15 protein-coding genes are annotated in these 19,288 nt (G+C 57.1%); 8 read left to right on the forward strand and 7 right to left on the reverse strand.

Annotated features, from left to right (window positions below; translation table 11 throughout):
• Nucleotides 1–15 precede the first annotated feature (15 nt).
• The 4 genes from HOY33_RS03815 to HOY33_RS03830 form a co-directional block, all read right to left on the reverse strand.
• A complete protein-coding gene (locus tag HOY33_RS03815; RefSeq protein ID WP_172288674.1) occupies nt 16–747 on the reverse strand; it encodes an amino acid ABC transporter ATP-binding protein in 732 nt (243 codons plus the stop codon).
• A complete protein-coding gene (locus HOY33_RS03820) occupies nt 734–1,384 on the reverse strand; it encodes an amino acid ABC transporter permease (RefSeq protein ID WP_199379465.1) in 651 nt (216 codons plus the stop codon). Before HOY33_RS03820 ends, HOY33_RS03815 begins: the two co-directional genes overlap by 14 nt.
• Complete coding sequence (locus tag HOY33_RS03825; RefSeq protein WP_172288676.1) at nt 1,381–2,046, reverse strand: amino acid ABC transporter permease; 666 nt, start codon at nt 2,044–2,046, stop codon at nt 1,381–1,383. Before HOY33_RS03825 ends, HOY33_RS03820 begins: the two co-directional genes overlap by 4 nt.
• Nucleotides 2,047–2,363: 317 nt before the next feature.
• Nucleotides 2,364–3,569, reverse strand: coding sequence for a Zn-dependent hydrolase (locus HOY33_RS03830; protein WP_172288678.1), 1,206 nt, complete (start codon nt 3,567–3,569; stop codon nt 2,364–2,366).
• A gap of 250 nt (nt 3,570–3,819) precedes the next feature.
• On the opposite strand from HOY33_RS03830, the gene HOY33_RS03835 reads away from it, so the two are divergent.
• Entirely contained in the window at nt 3,820–4,521 is a 702-nt protein-coding gene (locus tag HOY33_RS03835; protein WP_172288680.1) for a GntR family transcriptional regulator, read from the forward strand.
• 118 nt (nt 4,522–4,639) lie between these two features.
• Here HOY33_RS03835 and HOY33_RS03840 read toward each other — a convergent pair whose 3' ends face one another.
• Nucleotides 4,640–5,431: a siderophore-interacting protein gene (locus HOY33_RS03840; RefSeq protein ID WP_172288682.1), complete on the reverse strand. Its 792-nt coding sequence runs from the start codon at nt 5,429–5,431 to the stop codon at nt 4,640–4,642.
• A gap of 413 nt (nt 5,432–5,844) precedes the next feature.
• Between HOY33_RS03840 and HOY33_RS03845 the strand changes: the two genes are divergently transcribed.
• The 7 genes from HOY33_RS03845 (at nt 5,845) to HOY33_RS03875 (ending at nt 14,905) form a co-directional block, all read left to right on the forward strand.
• Nucleotides 5,845–6,627, forward strand: a complete 783-nt coding sequence (locus HOY33_RS03845) for an aldolase/citrate lyase family protein (RefSeq protein WP_330527261.1) — start codon at nt 5,845–5,847, stop codon at nt 6,625–6,627.
• A 29-nt stretch (nt 6,628–6,656) separates the two neighbouring features.
• The gene (locus HOY33_RS03850; protein ID WP_172288684.1) at nt 6,657–7,823 is read left to right on the forward strand and encodes a siderophore biosynthesis protein PvsA; all 1,167 of its coding nucleotides are present in this window, start codon (nt 6,657–6,659) and stop codon (nt 7,821–7,823) included.
• Nucleotides 7,820–9,535: an IucA/IucC family protein gene (locus HOY33_RS03855; protein ID WP_253906913.1), complete on the forward strand. Its 1,716-nt coding sequence runs from the start codon at nt 7,820–7,822 to the stop codon at nt 9,533–9,535. The genes HOY33_RS03850 and HOY33_RS03855 overlap by 4 nt, the downstream gene beginning before the upstream one ends.
• Entirely contained in the window at nt 9,535–10,704 is a 1,170-nt protein-coding gene (locus HOY33_RS03860; protein WP_172288686.1) for an MFS transporter, read from the forward strand. Before HOY33_RS03855 ends, HOY33_RS03860 begins: the two co-directional genes overlap by 1 nt.
• On the forward strand, nt 10,679–12,448 hold the full coding sequence (locus tag HOY33_RS03865; RefSeq protein ID WP_172288688.1) for an IucA/IucC family siderophore biosynthesis protein: 1,770 nt from the start codon (nt 10,679–10,681) through the stop codon (nt 12,446–12,448). Before HOY33_RS03860 ends, HOY33_RS03865 begins: the two co-directional genes overlap by 26 nt.
• Nucleotides 12,445–13,623 carry a type III PLP-dependent enzyme gene (locus HOY33_RS03870; RefSeq protein WP_172288690.1) on the forward strand — a complete coding sequence of 393 codons (1,179 nt, stop codon included), beginning with the start codon at nt 12,445–12,447 and terminating at the stop codon, nt 13,621–13,623. Before HOY33_RS03865 ends, HOY33_RS03870 begins: the two co-directional genes overlap by 4 nt.
• A 160-nt stretch (nt 13,624–13,783) precedes the next feature.
• A complete protein-coding gene (locus HOY33_RS03875) occupies nt 13,784–14,905 on the forward strand; it encodes an ABC transporter substrate-binding protein (protein WP_172288692.1) in 1,122 nt (373 codons plus the stop codon).
• Between the two features lie 285 nt (nt 14,906–15,190).
• Here the strand turns inward: HOY33_RS03875 and HOY33_RS03880 are convergent, their stop codons facing one another.
• A complete protein-coding gene (locus HOY33_RS03880) occupies nt 15,191–17,257 on the reverse strand; it encodes a TonB-dependent siderophore receptor (RefSeq protein ID WP_172288694.1) in 2,067 nt (688 codons plus the stop codon).
• Nucleotides 17,258–17,479: 222 nt separating this feature from the next.
• Nucleotides 17,480–19,144 carry a sulfatase gene (locus HOY33_RS03885; protein ID WP_172288696.1) on the reverse strand — a complete coding sequence of 555 codons (1,665 nt, stop codon included), beginning with the start codon at nt 19,142–19,144 and terminating at the stop codon, nt 17,480–17,482.
• Nucleotides 19,145–19,288 lie beyond the last annotated feature (144 nt).

Consider the following 19,288-nt stretch of genomic DNA (forward strand, 5'->3'; position numbering starts at 1 on the left):
TGATCTCCACATTTTTTAATGTAAAACAGCATCAAGAAAGAATTTCAATTCAGCGGTGGCGGGATTTGACAGCGTTGCGGCCGCCGGCCCCTGCTCCCTGATTTTCCCCTGGTGCATAAACACCACCCTTGAACCAAAGCGCCGTGCAAAACCGATTTCATGCGTCACCAGGATCATGGTCATGCCGTCCTGGGCAACGCTTTCCAGCACCTTCAGCACTTCGCCCGTCAGTTCCGGATCGAGGGCTGAAGTCACCTCATCAAACAACATCACCTTGGGCCGCATCGCCAACGACCGCGCAATCGCTACCCGCTGCTTCTGCCCGCCGGATAAATTATGCGGAAACGCATCCAGCTTATTTTCGAGGCCGACGCGCTTTAACACATCGTGCGCCAGTTCACGCGCCTCCGCCGGCGACTGGTGGAGAACAATACGCGGCGCCAGCGTGATGTTATCCGCCACCGAAAGATGCGGGAAAAGATTGTAGTGTTGAAAAACGATGCCCACGTCCTGGCGTAAAAGCCGCAGATTGCAGTGCGGATCGTTAACGCGCGTGCCGTTGACAATCACATGCCCGCCCTGCACGGACTCAAGTCCGTTAATACAGCGCAGCAACGTACTTTTGCCAGAGCCAGAGCGACCTAAAATGGTCACTACGTCACCTTTTTCTACGGATAACGAGACATCATCCAATACGGTATTGGTGCCAAACCGCTTAATAATGTTTTGCAGATCAACGATAGGCATTTAGCTTCCGCTCGTATGAACGGCTCCATTGGGTAAGAGGAAAACACAGGGCAAAATAGAGCACGGCGACGGTCAGATAGACGGCGAACGGACTGTAGGTCGCCGCGGTGGTAAGTTGCCCCTGACGAGTGAGTTCAATAAGCCCGATGATTGAGGCCAGCGAAGTGTTTTTTATCAGCTGAACCAGAAATCCCACCGTCGGTGGAATAGCGATACGTATCGATTGTGGAATAATCACGTGACGCAGTTGCTCTGAGTAAGAAAGCCCCAGACAGGCGCCGGCTTCCCATTGCGTTTTGGTGATGGATTCCAACGCGCCCCGCCATACTTCTCCCAGATAGGCGCCGCCGTAAATGGCGAAGCTTAACGCCGCGGCCAGCCACGGATTAATATTGACGCCGAGCGCCGCCATGCCGAAATAGAGCAAGAACAGCCATGCCAGTAAAGGGATCCCCTGTACGATCTGGACATAGATAATCCCAATCCAGCGCAACGGTCTGAACGGCGCCATTCTGAGCAATGCCGTAACAATGCCAACCACGGCGGAACCGGAAAAAGCCATGATGGCCAACAATAGGGTCCATCGTATCGACGCGATAAGATAGAGAATATCGATGTAGCTAAAACCACGGATCATGTGCGTCTCCCGAAGGTAAAGCGATAAGTCAGGCTGAAAACGATGCGCAGAATTAAAGAAAGCGAGAGATAAAGTGCAGCGATAAGGATATAAATCTCAAAATCGCGGAAGGTTCGGCTCTGAACCAGTGAGCCGACATAAAATAGATCGGGAACCGCGATTTGCGACACCACGGCAGTGGCCAGAATGAAGAAAATAAACTGGCTCGCCAGCGCAGGCACCATATTTTTCAGGGCGGGAAACAGCACGATATGGCGAAATATCTGGAAACCTGACAACCCCAGCGATGCACCGGCTTCAATATTCTCTTCCGGCACCGACTGAAACCCGGCGCGCATGATTTCGGTCAGGTAGGCGCCGAGATTGACGATAAAGGCGATAATGGCGGCCGTCATCCCGTCAAATCGAATGCCTATCTGCGGCAGACCGAAAAATATCAAAAACAGCTGCACCAGCAGGGGCGTGTTTCTGATGACTTCCACATAACCGGTAATGCAGCGCTGAAGCCAAACCGGCCCGTAGACGCATCCGGCGGCGCCTAGAATTCCGACCGCCAATCCGCCGATAAAGGAAGCGCTTGATAACGTCAGCGTAACCAGAATTCCGTCAAGGAACATTCTCCATGCGGCAAAAACATCCTCAAATTGAAGCTCAAGGATCATAACTTCCCCCTCTTCCCCGGTGTCAAAGCTGACAATCAATCTAACTGCAATAATACATGTAATATTGCGTGCAATTAATTTAAGCAACACTCATGCCAACATAAATCCCTTTATACGTTGCGGTGTGCAAAATAAATTGTGGTTAAATTAGCCGTAATCCGTTGTGTTTAGCGAGATTTCCGGCTCCTTGCGCGTTAGCGCCTGATGCTAAGCGACCATGAATGATCCGTCATAAGCGCTATAAATGTGCAACCACGGTGATATTGCTCCTTTATAGGGCATGGTGTTGAAGCAACGCGATTACCCGACCAAGTTGATTATGAAAGAAAACGACTAACCCCTTGAGCCAGCACTTCAATTCCCAGAATCAGATCGGCGTCCGCGGTATCTTCCGTCCAGTGGTGACTGACGCCGCCAATCGACGGGACAAACAGCATGGCGACGGGCAGCTTTTTGGCAATCATTTTGGCGTCATGGCCGGCGCCGCTGGGCATCACCTGCCAGGCCGTTGGGGCGAGTTCGGTTGAGGCGGCTTCAAGGCACGACATCATGTCGCTATCACAGATAACCGGCATCGATTTCGTCGTGGAAATTAAGGTCGCCTTGCAGCGATCGCGCCGGTTACTTTCCTGCACGACGCTTCTGAGCGTCTGCTCCATACGTTCAAGCACGGCTGCGGAAATATCGCGGAACTCAAGGAAAATCTCCGCCCGTCCCGGGATAACGGCAGACGGCGCGCCCGGATCGAGAGTGATATTACACGTGGTCCAGGTACTGTATTCGCTGCAAACGGTGGGAAAAAGCCGATCGAGATCGCTGAGCAGCCGCACTGCGGCAAGGCCCGCATCGCGTCGTTCACTCATCCGCGTCCCGCCGGCATGATCCTGCTGGCCTTCAATGACGATGCGCCAGGTCCAGATACCGACAATGCCGCTCACCACGCCGAGGCGAAGACCGGCATTTTCCAACTGGGTTCCCTGCTCAATATGCATTTCGAAAAAACCCCGGTAACGCTCCGGATCGATCTGGAGGCGAGGAATACCCGCAAGCCCGGCGGCTTCCAGCGCCGAACGCAGCGGAGGGCCATTATGACGGCCGCGGCTTTGGTCGATCTCCTCTTCAGTCAATGCCCCGACGATGCTGCGGCTTCCCAGATAACCGCCGGAAAAATGCCCCTCTTCATCGGCGAATGCGCAAACGTCGACGGCGAAACCCGCGCGTGCCAACGCCACGCCGGCAACGACGCCAAGCGCGCCATCAAGCCAGCCCGCTTCTATCTGACTTTCAATATGGCTGCCGACCAAGACTTTTGGCCCCGGTTTGTTCGTCCGTCCGAATACATTGCCAATGCCATCCATTGTGGCCTCAAGACCGACATCCGTCATACGCCGCATCAGCCAGCGACGGCTCTCCATATCGGCGGCGCTGTAGGTGGGACGACTCACGCCGGTTTTATAGGCGCCAATTTTTCGTAGCTCATAAAGATCGTTAAGGAATAACTCGCTATCCACTTTGTTGCTCATTTTCTTTCCCCTGACGCTGCATAGTAGAAACAGGCATTTTTACATGCACAATTGCACGCAATAAAACAAGCACAAAATATGCCAACATTTGCAACAGGATGAATGACCAGTAAGGAAAGAATCGCGCGTGCGGTGCAATAAAGATTTTTGTTGCTGGCCCCGGCATAAAACTGTTATTCATTCATATTATGATTGAATAGAGTTGAATCGCTGGTTATCTGAAAGTTAAAACACATAGACGTGGGAAGACATGACTGGACAGAGTAATAACGACAGGATCCGGGGGAAACATCCCAGTGAAGACCTGATTTATAATCACCTGATTAACGCAATTATCGACAAAAAACTGCGCCCCGGACATCACCTCAATGAGGTTAAGCTTGCTGAAAGCTATAATATTCCTCGCTCCAGAGTAAGGCGCGTACTCGAACGCCTGCGCGAGGAGGATATTGTCGAATTCAAGCTACATCAGGGGGTGTTTATTGCGCGGCCTACCGTGGCTGATGCGAAACATGTCTTCGAAGCCCGTCGAAAGCTGGAATACATTATGATCCAACTTGTCTGCGAGCGTGTGCAACCTGCCGATATCGTGGAGCTGCGCGCCCTGCTTGAACGTGAAAAAACCGCCTTTGACGCACGCCGCAATGACGTCAACCGTATCACCGCCGAGTTCCATTTCACCCTGGCCCGCATCGTCGGCAATCCGGTCATTGAACGAATGGTTTATCTGATAATACAGCGCTGCATCCTGGTTCAGTCAATGTATGAACCGAAAACCGACATCCTCTGTATGACGGATGAACATGCCGGTTTGGTCGACAGTATCGCCAACAAAGATGTAACCGGTGCTATCCGTAAAATGGAGCATCATATCGAGCACATCATTTCCAATCTCGATCTGAGCGAAACGCGTCACGCCGAAGCGGATATTTACGATTTATTCCTGCCTTAATGGTTCCCCGACTCATCAGGACTTCCGATTTCGGCGGTCTGATTGTCACATGGAAACCGGGAGCCTCAACGCGCCGCTGGCCTGACAGCGCAGAGACAACGGCGAATGAAAGGTGAATTTACTTCCGGTGCCAGTAGGCGATGGCGCGAACGAAAGTCTCGTCACAGCCGCGGCGCTGGATAAAATAATCGCTCAGCCTTTTTACCGTCTCGCTTTCGCCGGTCAACCAGATGAAATAGTCGTCAGTCGGCAGCGAGATCTTGTCCAGCGCGCCGATGAGCCTGTCGAGGTTATCGGTATGCATCATTCCGTTCCCCAACCAGTTGACGTCAACGCCATTGAGATCGTCCAGATAGCCGCGGCCCGTGGATTCATCGGTATAAGCGAACAGATGGAGTTGCTCCGCTTTAATGGCGGGCCGGCGGCGTTTGAACGCCGGGAGGCCGGTTTCATCGCAGACGTAAAGCTGAAAATGATAATCATCCGGCACGATTAGCGATCCACGCGGGCCGCCAATAACCAGCTCGTCTCCCGGCCGCGCACGCTCGGCCCAGTCGCTGGCCACCCCGCCCTGATGGATATAAAAATCCAGCGTCAACGAATTCTCACCGTCAAATTCCAACGGCGTGTAATCGCGCCCGACAGGACGTTGGCCCTCTTGCCAAACGATGCCTTCCGCCGACACCTCCGGTAGATTCAGTTCGCCGTTTTTCGGATCGGGGAAAAAGAGTTTGATATGGTCGTCGAAACCCGGCGAGTTAAAACCCATTAGATCCGCGCCGGTGAACTGAATGCGCCAGAAGCTATCCGCCACGCGGGTTTTATTAGCCACGCTGATGTGTCGGAAACGCAATTCGTTACGCACGCGCTGCGGCGCACGCTTATCGTTATCGTCAGTCTGTTTAACCAAAAGAAGTCTCCTTAATCCACCGCCGCTGACGCATGATTAAGCCAACATCCTGCCGTCATCCTCTGCGGTGCGCAGTCGGGTAATAAAATCGATGTTCATCAAAACAGGTCAGTCGCGGCAAGCATCGTCATCCTCACCTTGCGTCCCAATGGAATGATTTCGGCAAAAACCGGCGTCAGTGAATCCGCTTTCATAGTTGAGAATCATTTCCATTTCGCTACAGATAATAGGTACATCGCCTGTTAAGCACAAGATGAGATAACACGCGGATATTGACGCCGCTGATGGTGGCTTCATCAAAATGCTAATGGGACAACGCATAAGTAAACATTATGTAACATCTTTTCACTATAATCTCACATTGCTAATGATTATCTTTACGAAAATGATTATCATTAACATGGAGAGATAATGTGTTGTCATTACATCTGCACCTGCATAAACCGGTTCAACAGGCAATATTGGGTATGCTGAACTCGGTTCCCCACCCGAGCATCGTGGAAATGATCGCCTGCGCCGGATACGACTTTGTGATCCTCGATCTGGAGCATCTCCCCCACAACGAAACGCTGTTACAGCAGTGTATCCACATTGCCCAGTTCCACCGCTGCGCGCCGCTGGTGCGCATCCCGCGGCCCGACCACAAACTGATCGGCCGCGTACTGGATATGGGCGCGCATGGCATCGTCATCCCCCAGGCGGAAAGCGCCGAACAGGTACTGGCGGTACGCGATGCCATGCGTTTCCCGCCGCAAGGCAAGCGCGGCATTACCGGCGGCAGCGTGACCGGTTTTGGCGCCCTGCCGCTGGCCGAGTATATCCAACAGGCTAATCAGGGTCTGCTGCTGATACCGATGATTGAAACCGCCGCCGGTCTCGCCGCCATCGACGACATCCTGGCGGTCGAGGGCGTCAGCATGATTATGGAAGGCGCGCTGGATCTGGCGCTGGATCTCGGCTTAGGCCCGGTTCCCCATCATGCGGACGTGGAAGCGCATATCCGCCGGCTGGCGCAACGCTGTCAGTCGGCCGACGTGCCTTTCTGCGCCAATCCCCGAACGGCCGAACAGCTGAATTACTGGCGTGAGTCCGGCATACGGGTCTGGCTATGCGGCGAGGATCGCGGATTTCTGTTCCGTAGCCTGCGCCAGCGCCTTGATGAGATCAAACCCACCGCTTTTTCCTATCCCGAATAACCCTTTTCGTTATAAAACAGGTAATTATCATGCCGCAAAAGTCTCCTTTGGTGATCGTCAGCCACGTGGTCAACGCCGCCGTGACAGAAGGTTTTATCCCCGCCGCCCGTCAACTGGGTTTTCCCGTCCTGCTGCTGACCGATCAGGGCATGGCGCATAATCGGGCGTTGGCCGGCCAGGTGAAGATCCTCGAATGCGATGTGTTTAACCCGCTGGCCATTCTCGATACCCTTACCGATGGCGGTATCCAGCCTGCCGCCCTGTTCTCCAACAGCGACCATCTTCAGACCGCCGTCGCGATTGCCGCCGAAGCGCTCGGCCTGCCCGGCAAAGACTGGCGCATCTGTTACGCCGCCAAGGAAAAATGGCGCATGCGTCAGCGGTTGACCACGCTGGGGCTGCCCTCCACCTGGTCGACGCAGCTATTGCCCGAGACGCCCGTCGCACCGGACTGGCCGTGGCCGCTGGTGGTCAAGCCCAGTCAGGGCGTGGCCTCTATGGACGTCAGTCTGATCGAGAGCGCCGGTCGGATGCAGCAGTTCCTCGCCGCACATCCCGCCCGCCCGACGCTACTGCTGGAGCAGTTTATTGCCGGGCCGCTGTTTACGCTGGAAACGCTGGGCGACGGTCAGACATTGCTGCCGATTGGCGGCTTTGACGTTGAACTGTCGCCGCCGCCTCACTTTGTCGAAACGCGCGCCGTCTGGCAGGGCGAATACGGCGTGAAGTGGCGGCGACATGCGCTGGAACAGCTGCGCCGCTTTGGCGTGGGTTTCGGCGTCTGCCACAGCGAATTCATCGCCACGCCGCAGGGGCCGGTGCTGGTGGAGATAAACTACCGCAGCATCGGCGACGGTCGTGAATTCTTGCTGGATCGCATTCTGCCCGGCGGCTGGTTCACCCCCATCCTGCAACTGCATCTGGGGCAGCCGGTTCCCGCCGTTCCCGCCGCCGCCACCCAGGCGCTGATCCATTATCTGGTCGCCGGAAAGGAAGGCACGCTGCATCAGGCGCCCCGGCCCACGCTACGTGAAGGCGTCCGGTATCGCCCGCTGAAAACGCAGGGCGAGCGCATCACGCTGACGCATTCCAATAAAGATTACCTCGGCGTGTTGTATGTCGAAGCCCGGGACAGCGCGGCGCTGCGTCAACTGGAACAGCAAACGCTGGCCCAGCTGCGTTGGGAGATCGCATGATGAATCATCAGGATTACATTACCCTGCGCATCATTAACGCCAGCCTGCGGGAAGACGTGTCGGCGCTGGTCAGCCGCGGCGACATTCGCCGGCAGGACGGGGAATACTGGCTGTACGCCGCCCATCTCAATACGCCGCTGCGTATTCAGGTGCAAAGCAGCGATTATATGCAGTCATGGGTGGCCGTCGCCCCGCGCTGGCAGATACCCGCGGGCGAAGGCTGGCAAACGCAGACGGGTTATGCCGACTGGCTGGCGCTGCTGATGCCCGATCGGGATGACGAAACCCGGCAGTTGTACGCCAGCTACCAGCAAGAAGCCGACGCCGCCTGCGAACAGGGAGAACTTTGCCATCAGGCGTTTTTGCAACAGCGCGCCGACCTCGCCCGTCCGCTGCCGGCGCGCAGTTGGGGTGAGCGCCTGCGCCATGCCGATCAGATGGCCAGCTATCTCGATCACCCCTACTATCCCACCGCACGCGCCAAGTTTGGCTTCAGCACCGACCAGCTAAGCCGCTACGCGCCGGAGTTTTGCTCGCCGTTTTTGCTGCGCTGGCTGGCCGTGCCCGCCGCATCGCTGACGCTGACGCGCCCCGGCGCGCATCCGGACTGGTGGCCGTCATTTGCCCAGGTGGGGCTGGCCTGCGACCTGCGCCACAGCCACACCCTGATCCCGGTGCATCCTCTGACCTGGGAACAGCTATCCTCGCTGCCGGACGACGCCATTGCCGCGCCGCTGCCCTGGCTAAACGTATATCCCACGCTGTCCGTGCGTACCGTGCAGCTCGCGGATTTCCCGGATACGCACATCAAGATCCCTTTGGCGATGCGCACGCTGGGACAAAAAAACATCCGGCTGATAAAGCCTTCAACGCTGTACGACGGACAATGGTTCGCGCAGGTGCTGCCGCAGTTGGCGGCCCGCGATCCCATGCTACAGGGGCGGTATCGTCACGTGGATGAATCATTCTGCGGCCATCTGGGCGATGAAAAACTGTTCGCCTTTCTGGTGCGCCGCTATCCGCAGCCGCGTCAGGACGAAACCCTGGCGCCGGTGGCGGCGCTGGGCAGCGCCATGCCGGACGGCCGCGCCTATCTGGAATTTGTGCTCGACCAGCCCGGCATGCCGGCGCTGGAAGACTGGTGGCAAGACTATTGCCAACTGATGAGCGACGTCCATCTGACCTTATGGCTGCGCTACGGCATCGCGCTGGAGTCCAATCAGCAGAATGCGATTATCAGCTTTACGCCCGGGCAACCGCCGTCGCTGGTGATGAAGGATAACGATGCCGCCCGACTCTGGCCGCAACGCTTCGCGGCCGCGCGCCCGGATCTCCAGCCACGCGTCGCCGAACTGCTTGACGAACGCATTCGGGTTGAAGATGAGCGCGCGCTGGCGCAGATGTTTATCACCATCACTCTGCAACTGGATCTCGCCGCTGTACTGGAAAATCTCGCCGACCGAGGCGCGCTGGATCGCCGACAGGGTTATCGCATCCTGCGGCAGGCGCTGCTCGCCACCCTGCGGCGGTTGGATCGACAAGGCGTTGATACCCGTCTCCCCCGGCAGATACTGTTTGAAGAGACTTATCAGCCGGTGAAATATCTCCTGCTCAGCGGCAGTCTGCTCAGCAAACAGGCTTCCGGCGCGGCGGATATCAACAAATACTACGGACAGAGCGGCCCGAACTTTTTACGCCAGGTCGCGGAATAATGCGCGGCGTTCTGACCGTGGTGCTGGCCTGCCATTTTCTGGCGGCCTTTACCGTACTGGGCGTTCCGCTGTTTTTGCCGACGCTGTTGCAGGGATTCGGCATCCATGCCGAGAGTTTGTGGATCGGCGTGTTATACAGTCTGCCCACGGTGGCGACGGCGCTAAGCGCGCCGCTGTGGGGGCGCTTTGCCGATCGTTTCGGTCGCCGGTTGTCGCTCCAGCGGGCCTTGCTCGGTTTAACGGCGGCCTTTGTCATGGCGGGGCTGGCTCCGTCATTGCCGTGGCTTATCGCGGCGCTGCTGCTTCAGGGCATTGCCGGCGGGACGCTGGCCGCCGCCAATGGCTATCTGGCCGTTAGTCTCAGCGGCGCGGCGCTCGGCAACGCCCTGAACTGGACGCAGTTTTCCGCCCGGCTGGCGCTGCTGTGCGCCCCTGCCGGATTAGGCTTACTCATCAGCGCTACCCCGGTTCCGACCTTACGGCTGTACCTGTGGCTGGCCGTCCTGCCGCTGGCCGGGTTTGTGCTGTCGCTGTCGTTGCCCCTTGACGATGCGCCGCGCCATCCGTCATCACGGCCGCAACCGGCGCTTCCCGGCGAACCGCGTCATCCCGCCGCGATCCGGCTGTTGTCGTTACAGTTTCTGTTCAACTTCGCCATGGTGGTGACCTTTCCCTATTTTCTGCCGTTCGCTCAGCACTGGCTCAGCGGCGAAAGCCGCATAGGCCTGTTTTACAGCTGGCCGCATCTGCTTTATCTGTTGCTGCTTCCGCTGCTACAGCGCGTCACGGCATCTTCCGGGCATCTGGGCTATGGTCTGACGCTGATGGTTATCGCCGCGTTCTGGCACAGCGTGCTGGACAGCGCCGTCGCGTTGCTGGCGGCGCGCACCCTATTCGGCATCGGTATTCTGTTTGGCTATAACGGCATCAATCGGCTTATCAGCCAGACGATCGCCAGCCACAACGCCGGCCACGAGTTCGGCCGTCTGGATGCCGCCGGCAAATGGGCCGGCGTCGCCGCCGGTTTAAGCGCGGCCTGGCTGTGCGCCCACTTTTCCGTTAGCGCCCCCTTTATCGCTTCCGGCGTCGTCGCCGGATTGGCGTTGTTTATTTTTCTGTTCTCCCCGTTTAAGGAGTCAACCTATGAAGACCTCGCTCGCCGTCCATGAAAAACCGGGGACCGATGCGTTTATCGCCGCCCCGCTGCGTGATGCCGCGGAATACGCCACCTTCACCGCGCTGCTCAACTGCTATATCCGCGAGTTCGCCCAGCCGGCCGGTCAGGTCCGAACGGCGTCCGGCGGCAATATTCCGCAGGCGCTGGCCAGCAAGATGCTTGCCGGCGATGTGGTGGTGATCGACTTATGCGCCAGCCAGCGGCAATTGGCGATTAAGGCCGATCGCTGGAGTCTGCTGGGGCGCGGGCGTTATAACAGCACCCCGTTCATCAAGCAGTTCGGCAAACCCTGGCGGGCGATCTGCGCCGGGGAGGCTATGCGATTGTTACAGGAAGAGATGGCCGCGCAGTTGCAACAGGGGATCAACCCCGAACTGGTGGAACAGATCGAGAACAGTATTCGCGTGACGCACGCCTTTCTTGAGACGCCGCTCCCAGCGTATCCCGACAATTTTGTGCGCAGCGAACAGAGCTTGATTTGGGGCCACCCGATGCACCCGACGCCCAAAAGCCGCAGCGGCGTCGATCCCGAGGCGTTGCTGGCCTGCTCGCCGGAGGCCGGCGCGCACTTTCCGCTGTACTGGTTTCGCATCGATCCCCGACTGCTGCAACAGCAGGGAGACGCCCGGGCCGTCGCCATCTTGTCCACGTTGACCGATGAAGCCCACGCCTATCCCTGCCATCCCTGGGAAGCCGATCATATCCTCCGCTCGCCGCTCTACCAGCAGGCGCGGCGTCAAGGGCTGATCGCCCCGCTGGGCTTACGCGGCGCGCCGTTTTATCCCACGTCGTCGGTGCGCACGCTGTATCAGGCCGGATTACCCTGGTTCCTGAAATGCTCCATCCACGTGCGCCTGACCAACTGCGTGCGCAAAAACGCCTGGTATGAACTGGAAAGCGCCGTCGCGCTGAACACGCTGCTGGCGGAGACCTTTTGTCGACTGGAAAACCAGACGCCGGGTTTTCACATCATGCGCGAACCGGCCGCCAGCAGTCTGGATTTCAGCCTGATCCCCGGCGCCGATGCGCAGGAGGCGCGCCATTTGCAGGAGTGCTTCGGTATCCTGTACCGTGAAAACCTGCCGCCGGCCACCCGTCTGGATTGCCAGGTGGAAATGGCCGCCGCGCTCTTTGCCTGGGATCGCCAGGGCAATAGCCTGATCGCCCCGTTCATCGCCCGTCTGGCCGCGCAGCGCGATCTGTCATGGGCCGACGCCAGCCAACGGTGGCTGACCGCCTATCTTGATGTGCTGCTGCCGGGAGTGCTCAACGCTTTCTTTAATGAAGGCGTCATTTTCGAACCCCATCTGCAAAATACCCTGATCGGGTTGCAAAACGGCCTGCCGCACCGCGTGTGGATACGCGATCTGGAAGGCACCAAACTCGACCCGTCACGCTGGCCCGCCGCCGCGCTTAGCGGTATGTCGGAGCGGGCGCGGCAGTCGGTCTGGTATCCGCGCGACAAAGGCTGGCAACGCATCGCCTACTGTCTGCTGATCAACAACCTTTCCGAAGCGTTGTTCCACCTGGCCGGCGGCGACCGAACGTTGGAGCAACAATTATGGAATACGCTGGCGCAACGCCTGACGGGCTGGCGGCGCGAGCCGGAAATCGCCGCCTTGCTGTCAGGCGCCAAAATCCCGTCCAAAAACAACCTGCGCACCCGTCTGTTGCAACGCGCGGATAAGCAGGCCGACTATACGCCGATCGCACATCCTATGAGGGCTCCTGTATGACGCCTTTGGTTTATCAAACGCTCGATCGTTTACAGCAGACGCGTAGCGCGCCATTTTGCGCTTATGTCTATGACCTGTCGGCGTTGCGCGCGCATATTGCCGCCATGCGCGCCGCTCTGCCCGCGCAGTGCGAACTGTTTTACGCGGCCAAAGCCAACCCGGAAAAAGCGATCCTGCATACGCTGGCGCCGTGGGTGGACGGCTTCGAGGCCGCCTCCGGCGGCGAATTGCGCTGGTTGCGGGATCAGGTGCCGGACAGTCCGTTGATTTTCGGCGGGCCGGGCAAACTGCCTGCGGAACTGGAAACGGCGGTAGAACTGGAAATCGACGCCATCCATGTGGAGAGCCTGACCGAGTTGCGGCGGCTGAGCGATATCGCCACGCGGCGTCAACGCCCGGTCAGGGTGATGCTGCGGATGAACATTCCGCTGACCGGCATCGACGGCACCCGGTTAATGATGGGCGGCAAGCCGACGCCATTCGGACTGGACGCCGCCGAGCTGCCGTTGGCTATCGCCGCCATCGACGCATGCCGCTGGCTAAGCTTAACCGGTTTCCATTTTCACCTGATGTCCCATCAACTGGCGGTGGAAAATCATCTGGCGTTAATGCGTCTGTATCTGCAACAGGTCGCCCGCTGGTGCGAGCAGTTCGACGTGCAGATCCAACAGGTCAACGTCGGCGGCGGGATCGGCATCAACTACCGCGATCCGACGGCGCACTTCGACTGGGCGACATTCTGCCGGCGCTTGCCGGCGGTAATTAGCGAATGTCAGGCCGGGCACCTTAAACTGCGCTTCGAGTGCGGCCGCTATATCAGCGCGGGCTGCGGCTACTATGTGATGGAAGTGCTGGATATCAAGCGCAATCTGGGCGAGTGGTTCGCCATCGGCCACGGCGGCACCCACCATTTTCGCACCCCGGCAGCTCAGGGGCATAATCATCCGTTCAGCGTACTAAGACGCGAACAGCATGCGCCGGCCGTCGAAAATCAGCCGGTTACGCTGGTGGGACAACTTTGCACCCCCAAAGATGTGCTGGCGCGACAGCAGCCCGTCGCGGCCCTGGCGATCGGCGACTGGCTGGTGTTCAGTCTGGCCGGGGCCTATGCCTGGAACATCTCGCACCAGAATTTCCTGATGCACGCTCCGCCGGAAGTGCTATGGCTTGAGTGACGGCAGCGCCACCGGCCGTCACGCCGATGGCGCGCGTGTTTTAAGAACCGATTGCTTTAAGCATCGATTGTTTTAAGAGTCGATTGTTTTAAGCATCGATTGTTTTAAGCGTCGATTCACTTTACATTTCGCTATCATCTTTAACCCAACGAGCAAAACCATGATCAGGTTCCCCCGTCGTTTACTGTTACTGCTGTGCATCATGACGTCCTCCCTTGTCCGCGCGGCGCCCGTCACGGTGCAGGACATCGCCGGACGGCATGTCACCGTTGACGCGCCGGTCTCGCGGGTGATGCTGGCCGACAGCCGCCTGCTGCTGGCGGTCAACATTCTCCATCCGGCCGAACCGCTGAAAAACATTATCGCCTGGGACGACTCGCTGCGGGTTCGCGCGCCGGATATGGCCCGCCACTATGCGCAGCGCTATCCGCAGCTCAAACAGATTACGGTGTTCGACAACCCCTACCGCAGCGATTTCAGCGTCGAACGCGCACTCACGCTGCGCCCCGATCTGATCGTATTCGATATCGGCGTTCTGCCCAAGCTACAAGGCAACGGCACGTTGGCGATGTTGGAAAAGAGCGGCATCGCGGTGATTTTCATCGATTTCCGTCAGCGTCCGCTGACCCATGCGCCAGACAGTATCCGCTTGCTGGGCGAGGTGTTCGGCGAACAACAGAACGCGGAACGTTTTATCCAACGCTGGCGGCAACTTTATCAACGCGTGCAGGATCGGGTGCTCACCCTTCCGGAAAATCAGCGACCCGGCGTGGTATTTGAGAACCATGCCGGCATGACGGGCGACACCTGCTGCGCGGTATTTGGCCGCAATAGCTACGGAGAATTTATTGCCGCCGCCGGCGGGCGCAATCTGCTGGCGGAGAAAGTCCCCGTTCAGGGCGCAGACGTCAGCCCGGAACTGCTGATTACCAGCAACCCGGATTATTATCTGTTAAGCGGCGCGGACTGGAGCCAGCGCGGTAAAGAATCGCTCGCGGTGCCGCTAGGCTATGAAGCCAGCCGCGAAACCGCCCTGCCGAGACTGTTGCATCTGATGGCGCGAAACGGCGTTGCCCCGATACCGGCGGTGCGGCAGAAAAAAGTGATGGCGGTTTATCACCAGTTCTACGACAGCCCGTTCAACGTTATCGCATTGGAGGCGATTGCCAAATTCCTCCATCCACAGCTATTCGCCGATGTCGATCCGCAGGCGGATTTGGAGGCGCTATACCGTGATTTCACCGGCGTAGAATACAGCGGGTTATTCTTTCTTCAGCCGTAAATAAACCTCGGGAACGTTTTTCAACGTTGCGTAGCAACGGCCCACAGAGTGACGGACAGGGCGCCCGTAATAAAAAGCCCGCTCCAACAGGAGCGGGCTCAGACCGTTGACAAAGCCCGTTATTAGGGAGAGCGTGGCGAGGGGCCGTAGCGGCGTAAGCCGCCGGAGCGCCCCTCGGTACGGTAGGCCCGGGTATCTCGGGCTTACCGACGACTTTGTCAGCAACCTCAGCCCGCTCCAACATCCAACAGGAGCGGGCTATACCGATGGGCGATCAAACCGGTATCAGAACTTATAGCTCAGTCCGGCGGTCACGGAACGCCCCGGCGCCGGCTGGCGTCCCCACGGACTGGTATCAATACCGCGGTACCAGTACTCTTTGTCGAACAGATTATTCACCGCAACATAGCCGCTCAGCAGATTACGGCCGGACTTGTACAGATCGCGGCTGACCTGCGCATTCCATACCCAGTAAGACGGCTGCTGCCCCGCGGATTCAGTGCTGTTGTCACGCACGGTGTTCGCCGCATCGGAAAAGGACTTGCTGAAATAGTAGCTTGACAGGGTAAAGGTGGTGCCGCGCCATGCGTAGCTGCCGTCCAGCGTAAGCTGGTGACGAGAGGCATAAGGGACGCGCTTGCCCTGATTCTGTCCGTTCAGCTGTTCCGCATCAAGATAGGCATAACCGGCGTGCAGCTTCAGGCCGTCCAGCGCGGCCGGACTCCAGAATCCTTCCAGTTCGACACCCTGATGGCGGGTTTTCCCCATATTCAGGAAACGGTCCGAGGTGTTTTCATAGGAAATCTGATCTTTATAGTCGATACGGTACAGGCCGGCGCTCAGGCTGACGTTATCCGCCGGGCTGTAACGTACGCCGCTCTCATAGTTCCAAGCCAGTTCCGAGCTGACATCGCCGCCTTTCACGATCTGCGTCACCTGCGCCGGGCGCAGGCTCTTCTGAGTGTTGGCATAGAGGAACCATTCCGGCGCCAACTGATAGCCGACCGTCAGCCCTGGCAGCCACTGGGCATCCTGCGCGGAAGTATTTACGCCGGTGATCTTATCGGCGTATTTTTCGGTCACACGCTCAAAACGCACGCCGGGAGTAATGGTCAGACGATCGTCCAGCAGTTTGACCGCGTTGCTGATATAACCGGCCCAGGCCCGGTCGTCGAAATCCCAATCGCGGGTGGTGGCCGTGGCGCCGCTGGCCAACGTACGCTGTTTCACCTGATAATCGATCTCTTCTTTAATAAAGCGCGCCCCGATAATCCACTGCTGGTTCACGCTATCGCCGTCAATATCCAGGCTCAGGCGAGGCTCCGTTCCCCAGACGTTGAAGCTGCGCGGCGAGTTCTGCACGATCCTCGCAGGCAACGCGGGGTTCCAGGTCTGACCCGCCACCCCGCTCATCCCGACGTGGAAATCACGGTCGGATTGATGACCGAAAAACATCCAGTTAAACTCCGCCGAATCGACAAAGCCAAGCGATCCCAATTGCTGGTTATAGACTGCGCTATAGCGCTTGGTGTGACCGTCGTAATCATCCCACGGACGCGTGCTCTGACGACGATCGGCGCGGTAATCCGCGCCGGACAGCGCCCCGGCCAGCTCGGCATGGGCATCGTAATACTGGTAAGAAAGATCGAGGCTGGTCTCGTCGTTGATGTTCCACAACCCGCGGATACGGTAGTTTTGCACCTTACTGGCGCTGTGTTCGCGGAACGAGTTGCCTTTCACCTGGTTGGCTTCCAACTGAAGGCCGAAGCTATCATTAATCATGCCGCCGGTACGCAGATAGGTATCCCACAGATTGCGGCCGCGGCCGAAGAACGTGGCGCGTTCGGCGATTTCATTTTCCCAGGCAACCGGGATCGGTTTACTGATCAGGTTGATTACGCCGCCGACGTTGTTCGGCCCGTACTGCACCGCCGCTCCGCCGCGCACCACATCAATACGGTCGATGGTGGCGAAACTGGTGGGGAACAACGACATGCCTTCCTGACCATAGGGCGCCAGCGCCAGCGGAATGCCGTCTTGCAGGATCTGGGAGCGCCCGCTGCGGCTGTCGTACAAACCGCGAACCGCAATCTGCGGCAGAATTCCCGTGCCGGTTTCATCCTGAATTTTCACCCCGGGCACGCGCTGCAACGCATCATCCAACGTCCGGTTCGCACCCTGATGAAGCTGTTCATGTGTGATGACGGTACGGTTGCCCGCCCAGGTTTTCACCTCTTCCGCTCTGGAATCACCTAAAATATTGCCATTAACGGTGATAGTTCCCTCATCTGACCATGCTGTATTGCTGAAAAGAATCAACGCCACGGCGCTGGCGATACGGCTGTGCTGCATGAATAACATCCTTCTTGTTGTTAATGATTCGCATAATCATATTGATAATCTTTACCAAAATAAAACGATATCTTTACACTTCTGGACGATTCTTCATTTTTTGCACACAATTCAGCCAGCAGAGGAGTTATCTAAAGCGGGAAATACGTTGTTGAGAGAATAAGGCGGCGGTTCACAGGATATTCATAGCGGGCACAGAATGCCCGCCGACGTCAGAGAGGATTATTTATCCATCATCTCCTTTAACAGCGGTTCGCTTTTCTTCACCGCTTCATTGGATGCTTTTACTCTAGCTTCTTTGCCGACCTGATCGGGAATAAAGCCGGCGAGGATCTCCTCATGATTATATCCCTTCAGCCATTCACGCGGGAAAGGCGCCAATTGCTCCCCGGCTCCTTCATGGCGATAGACCTGGCCTTGCCCTAACCGCTGGTTATAAGGAATGACATTTTTGCCCTGGTGATCGCGCAGTTCCTGATAAAGTTGCTTACGCAACGCGATCTTGGCATTGATGATTTTTTCATCCTTCGCATCGATCAGGTTGTGTTTTTCCTGCGGGTCATTGCGCATGTCATACAGTTCTTCCTTATCCCACACGCCATAGTACTGAATGTATTTATATTCCGGCGTACGAATGGCAAACGTGGTGGGCGTTTGCGGAAAGCTGTATTCCCAGAAGTATTCATAGACGAAGTGGTCTTGCCGTTTCGGCGCCGTTTGCCCCTCGACGCCAAGTTTCCAGAAGCTCTGACCATCATAGTTTTTCGGCGTCGGAACCCCCGCAGCCTCCAGAATAGTCGGGGCGATATCAATGTTTCTGACAATATCCTCCACGACCTTGTCTTTGGCAAAACCCGGACCGGATGCAATCAGCGGCACGCGAATCGACTCTTCGTAAGCATTGCGCTTATCGATTAAGCCATGCTCGCCGAACATAAAGCCATTGTCCCCCATCACCATAATAATGGTGTTTTGATCCAGACCTTGCCGTTTCAGCCAGTCGCGCACGCGCCCTACGCTGTCATCCACCGAACGCAGGGTTTCGTAGTAGTCGCGCTGGTACTGCTGAAGATCCATGTTGGTGTTGTAAGGGTAATCAACGCCGTGCCAACTATTACGCTGGTTTTTCACCCACATCGGTTTACCGGCATAGTTTTCCGGGGTATCGGCATAGGTATCGGGCAGCGGGAATGTGACCCCTTTCATACTGCCGCGGTGGCGTTTAGCCGGCAGGAAATCCGAGTGCACGCCTTTATGCGACAGATACATCATGAACGGTTTGTTCTTATCAAGCTGATTCAGCCAGTTCACCGCATAGTCGGTCAGTTCATCGGTAATATAGCCTTTTTGCGGCACCATTTTTCCGTCGATATTAAGCATTACCGGCTTACCATAGTTGTCGATAGGGTAATAACTGCCCTGCCCCAGCAGCCCGACCCAGCGATCAAAACCGGCAAATCCTTTATTCGCGGTTTTATCCGCGCCGCCAAAATGCCACTTACCGAAGAAACCGGTTTGATACCCCTTGTCGCGCAGCAACTCCGGAAAATAGTTCAGATGCGAAAGATCCGACGGATTATTGTCCGACACGCCGTGATTATGGACATACATTCCCGTCAGGATACTGGCGCGGCTGGGCGAACACAGCGAGGTGGTAACAAACGCGTTTTTAAAATACGTGCCTTCTTTGGCGATGCTGTCCATATTTGGCGTATCAATGGCCGGATTCAGAAATCCGAACGCATCATAGCGCTGATCGTCAAGCAGGATGTAGATCACGTTGGGTTGTTGCGGCACGACAGATGAGGAAGCTGGCGCGGCGGCATGCACGCTCGCCGCCTGCATGCAAGCCAGCGTAATTGCCGCCAGAAGTTTATTTTTTTTCATTACAGTTCCTTTCTCTATACACTAAATAATCCGAGTTGCAGAAAGTTGAGCGAGGAAAGTCAACGCACCTGCAACTTGAAGTATGACGGGTATATACCGTCTTCCCGCACCGTACGGATCAGACAGCATTAAAAAATCTACGTT

This window comes from Brenneria sp. hezel4-2-4 (assembly GCF_013155275.1).
Classification (GTDB): domain Bacteria; phylum Pseudomonadota; class Gammaproteobacteria; order Enterobacterales; family Enterobacteriaceae; genus Brenneria.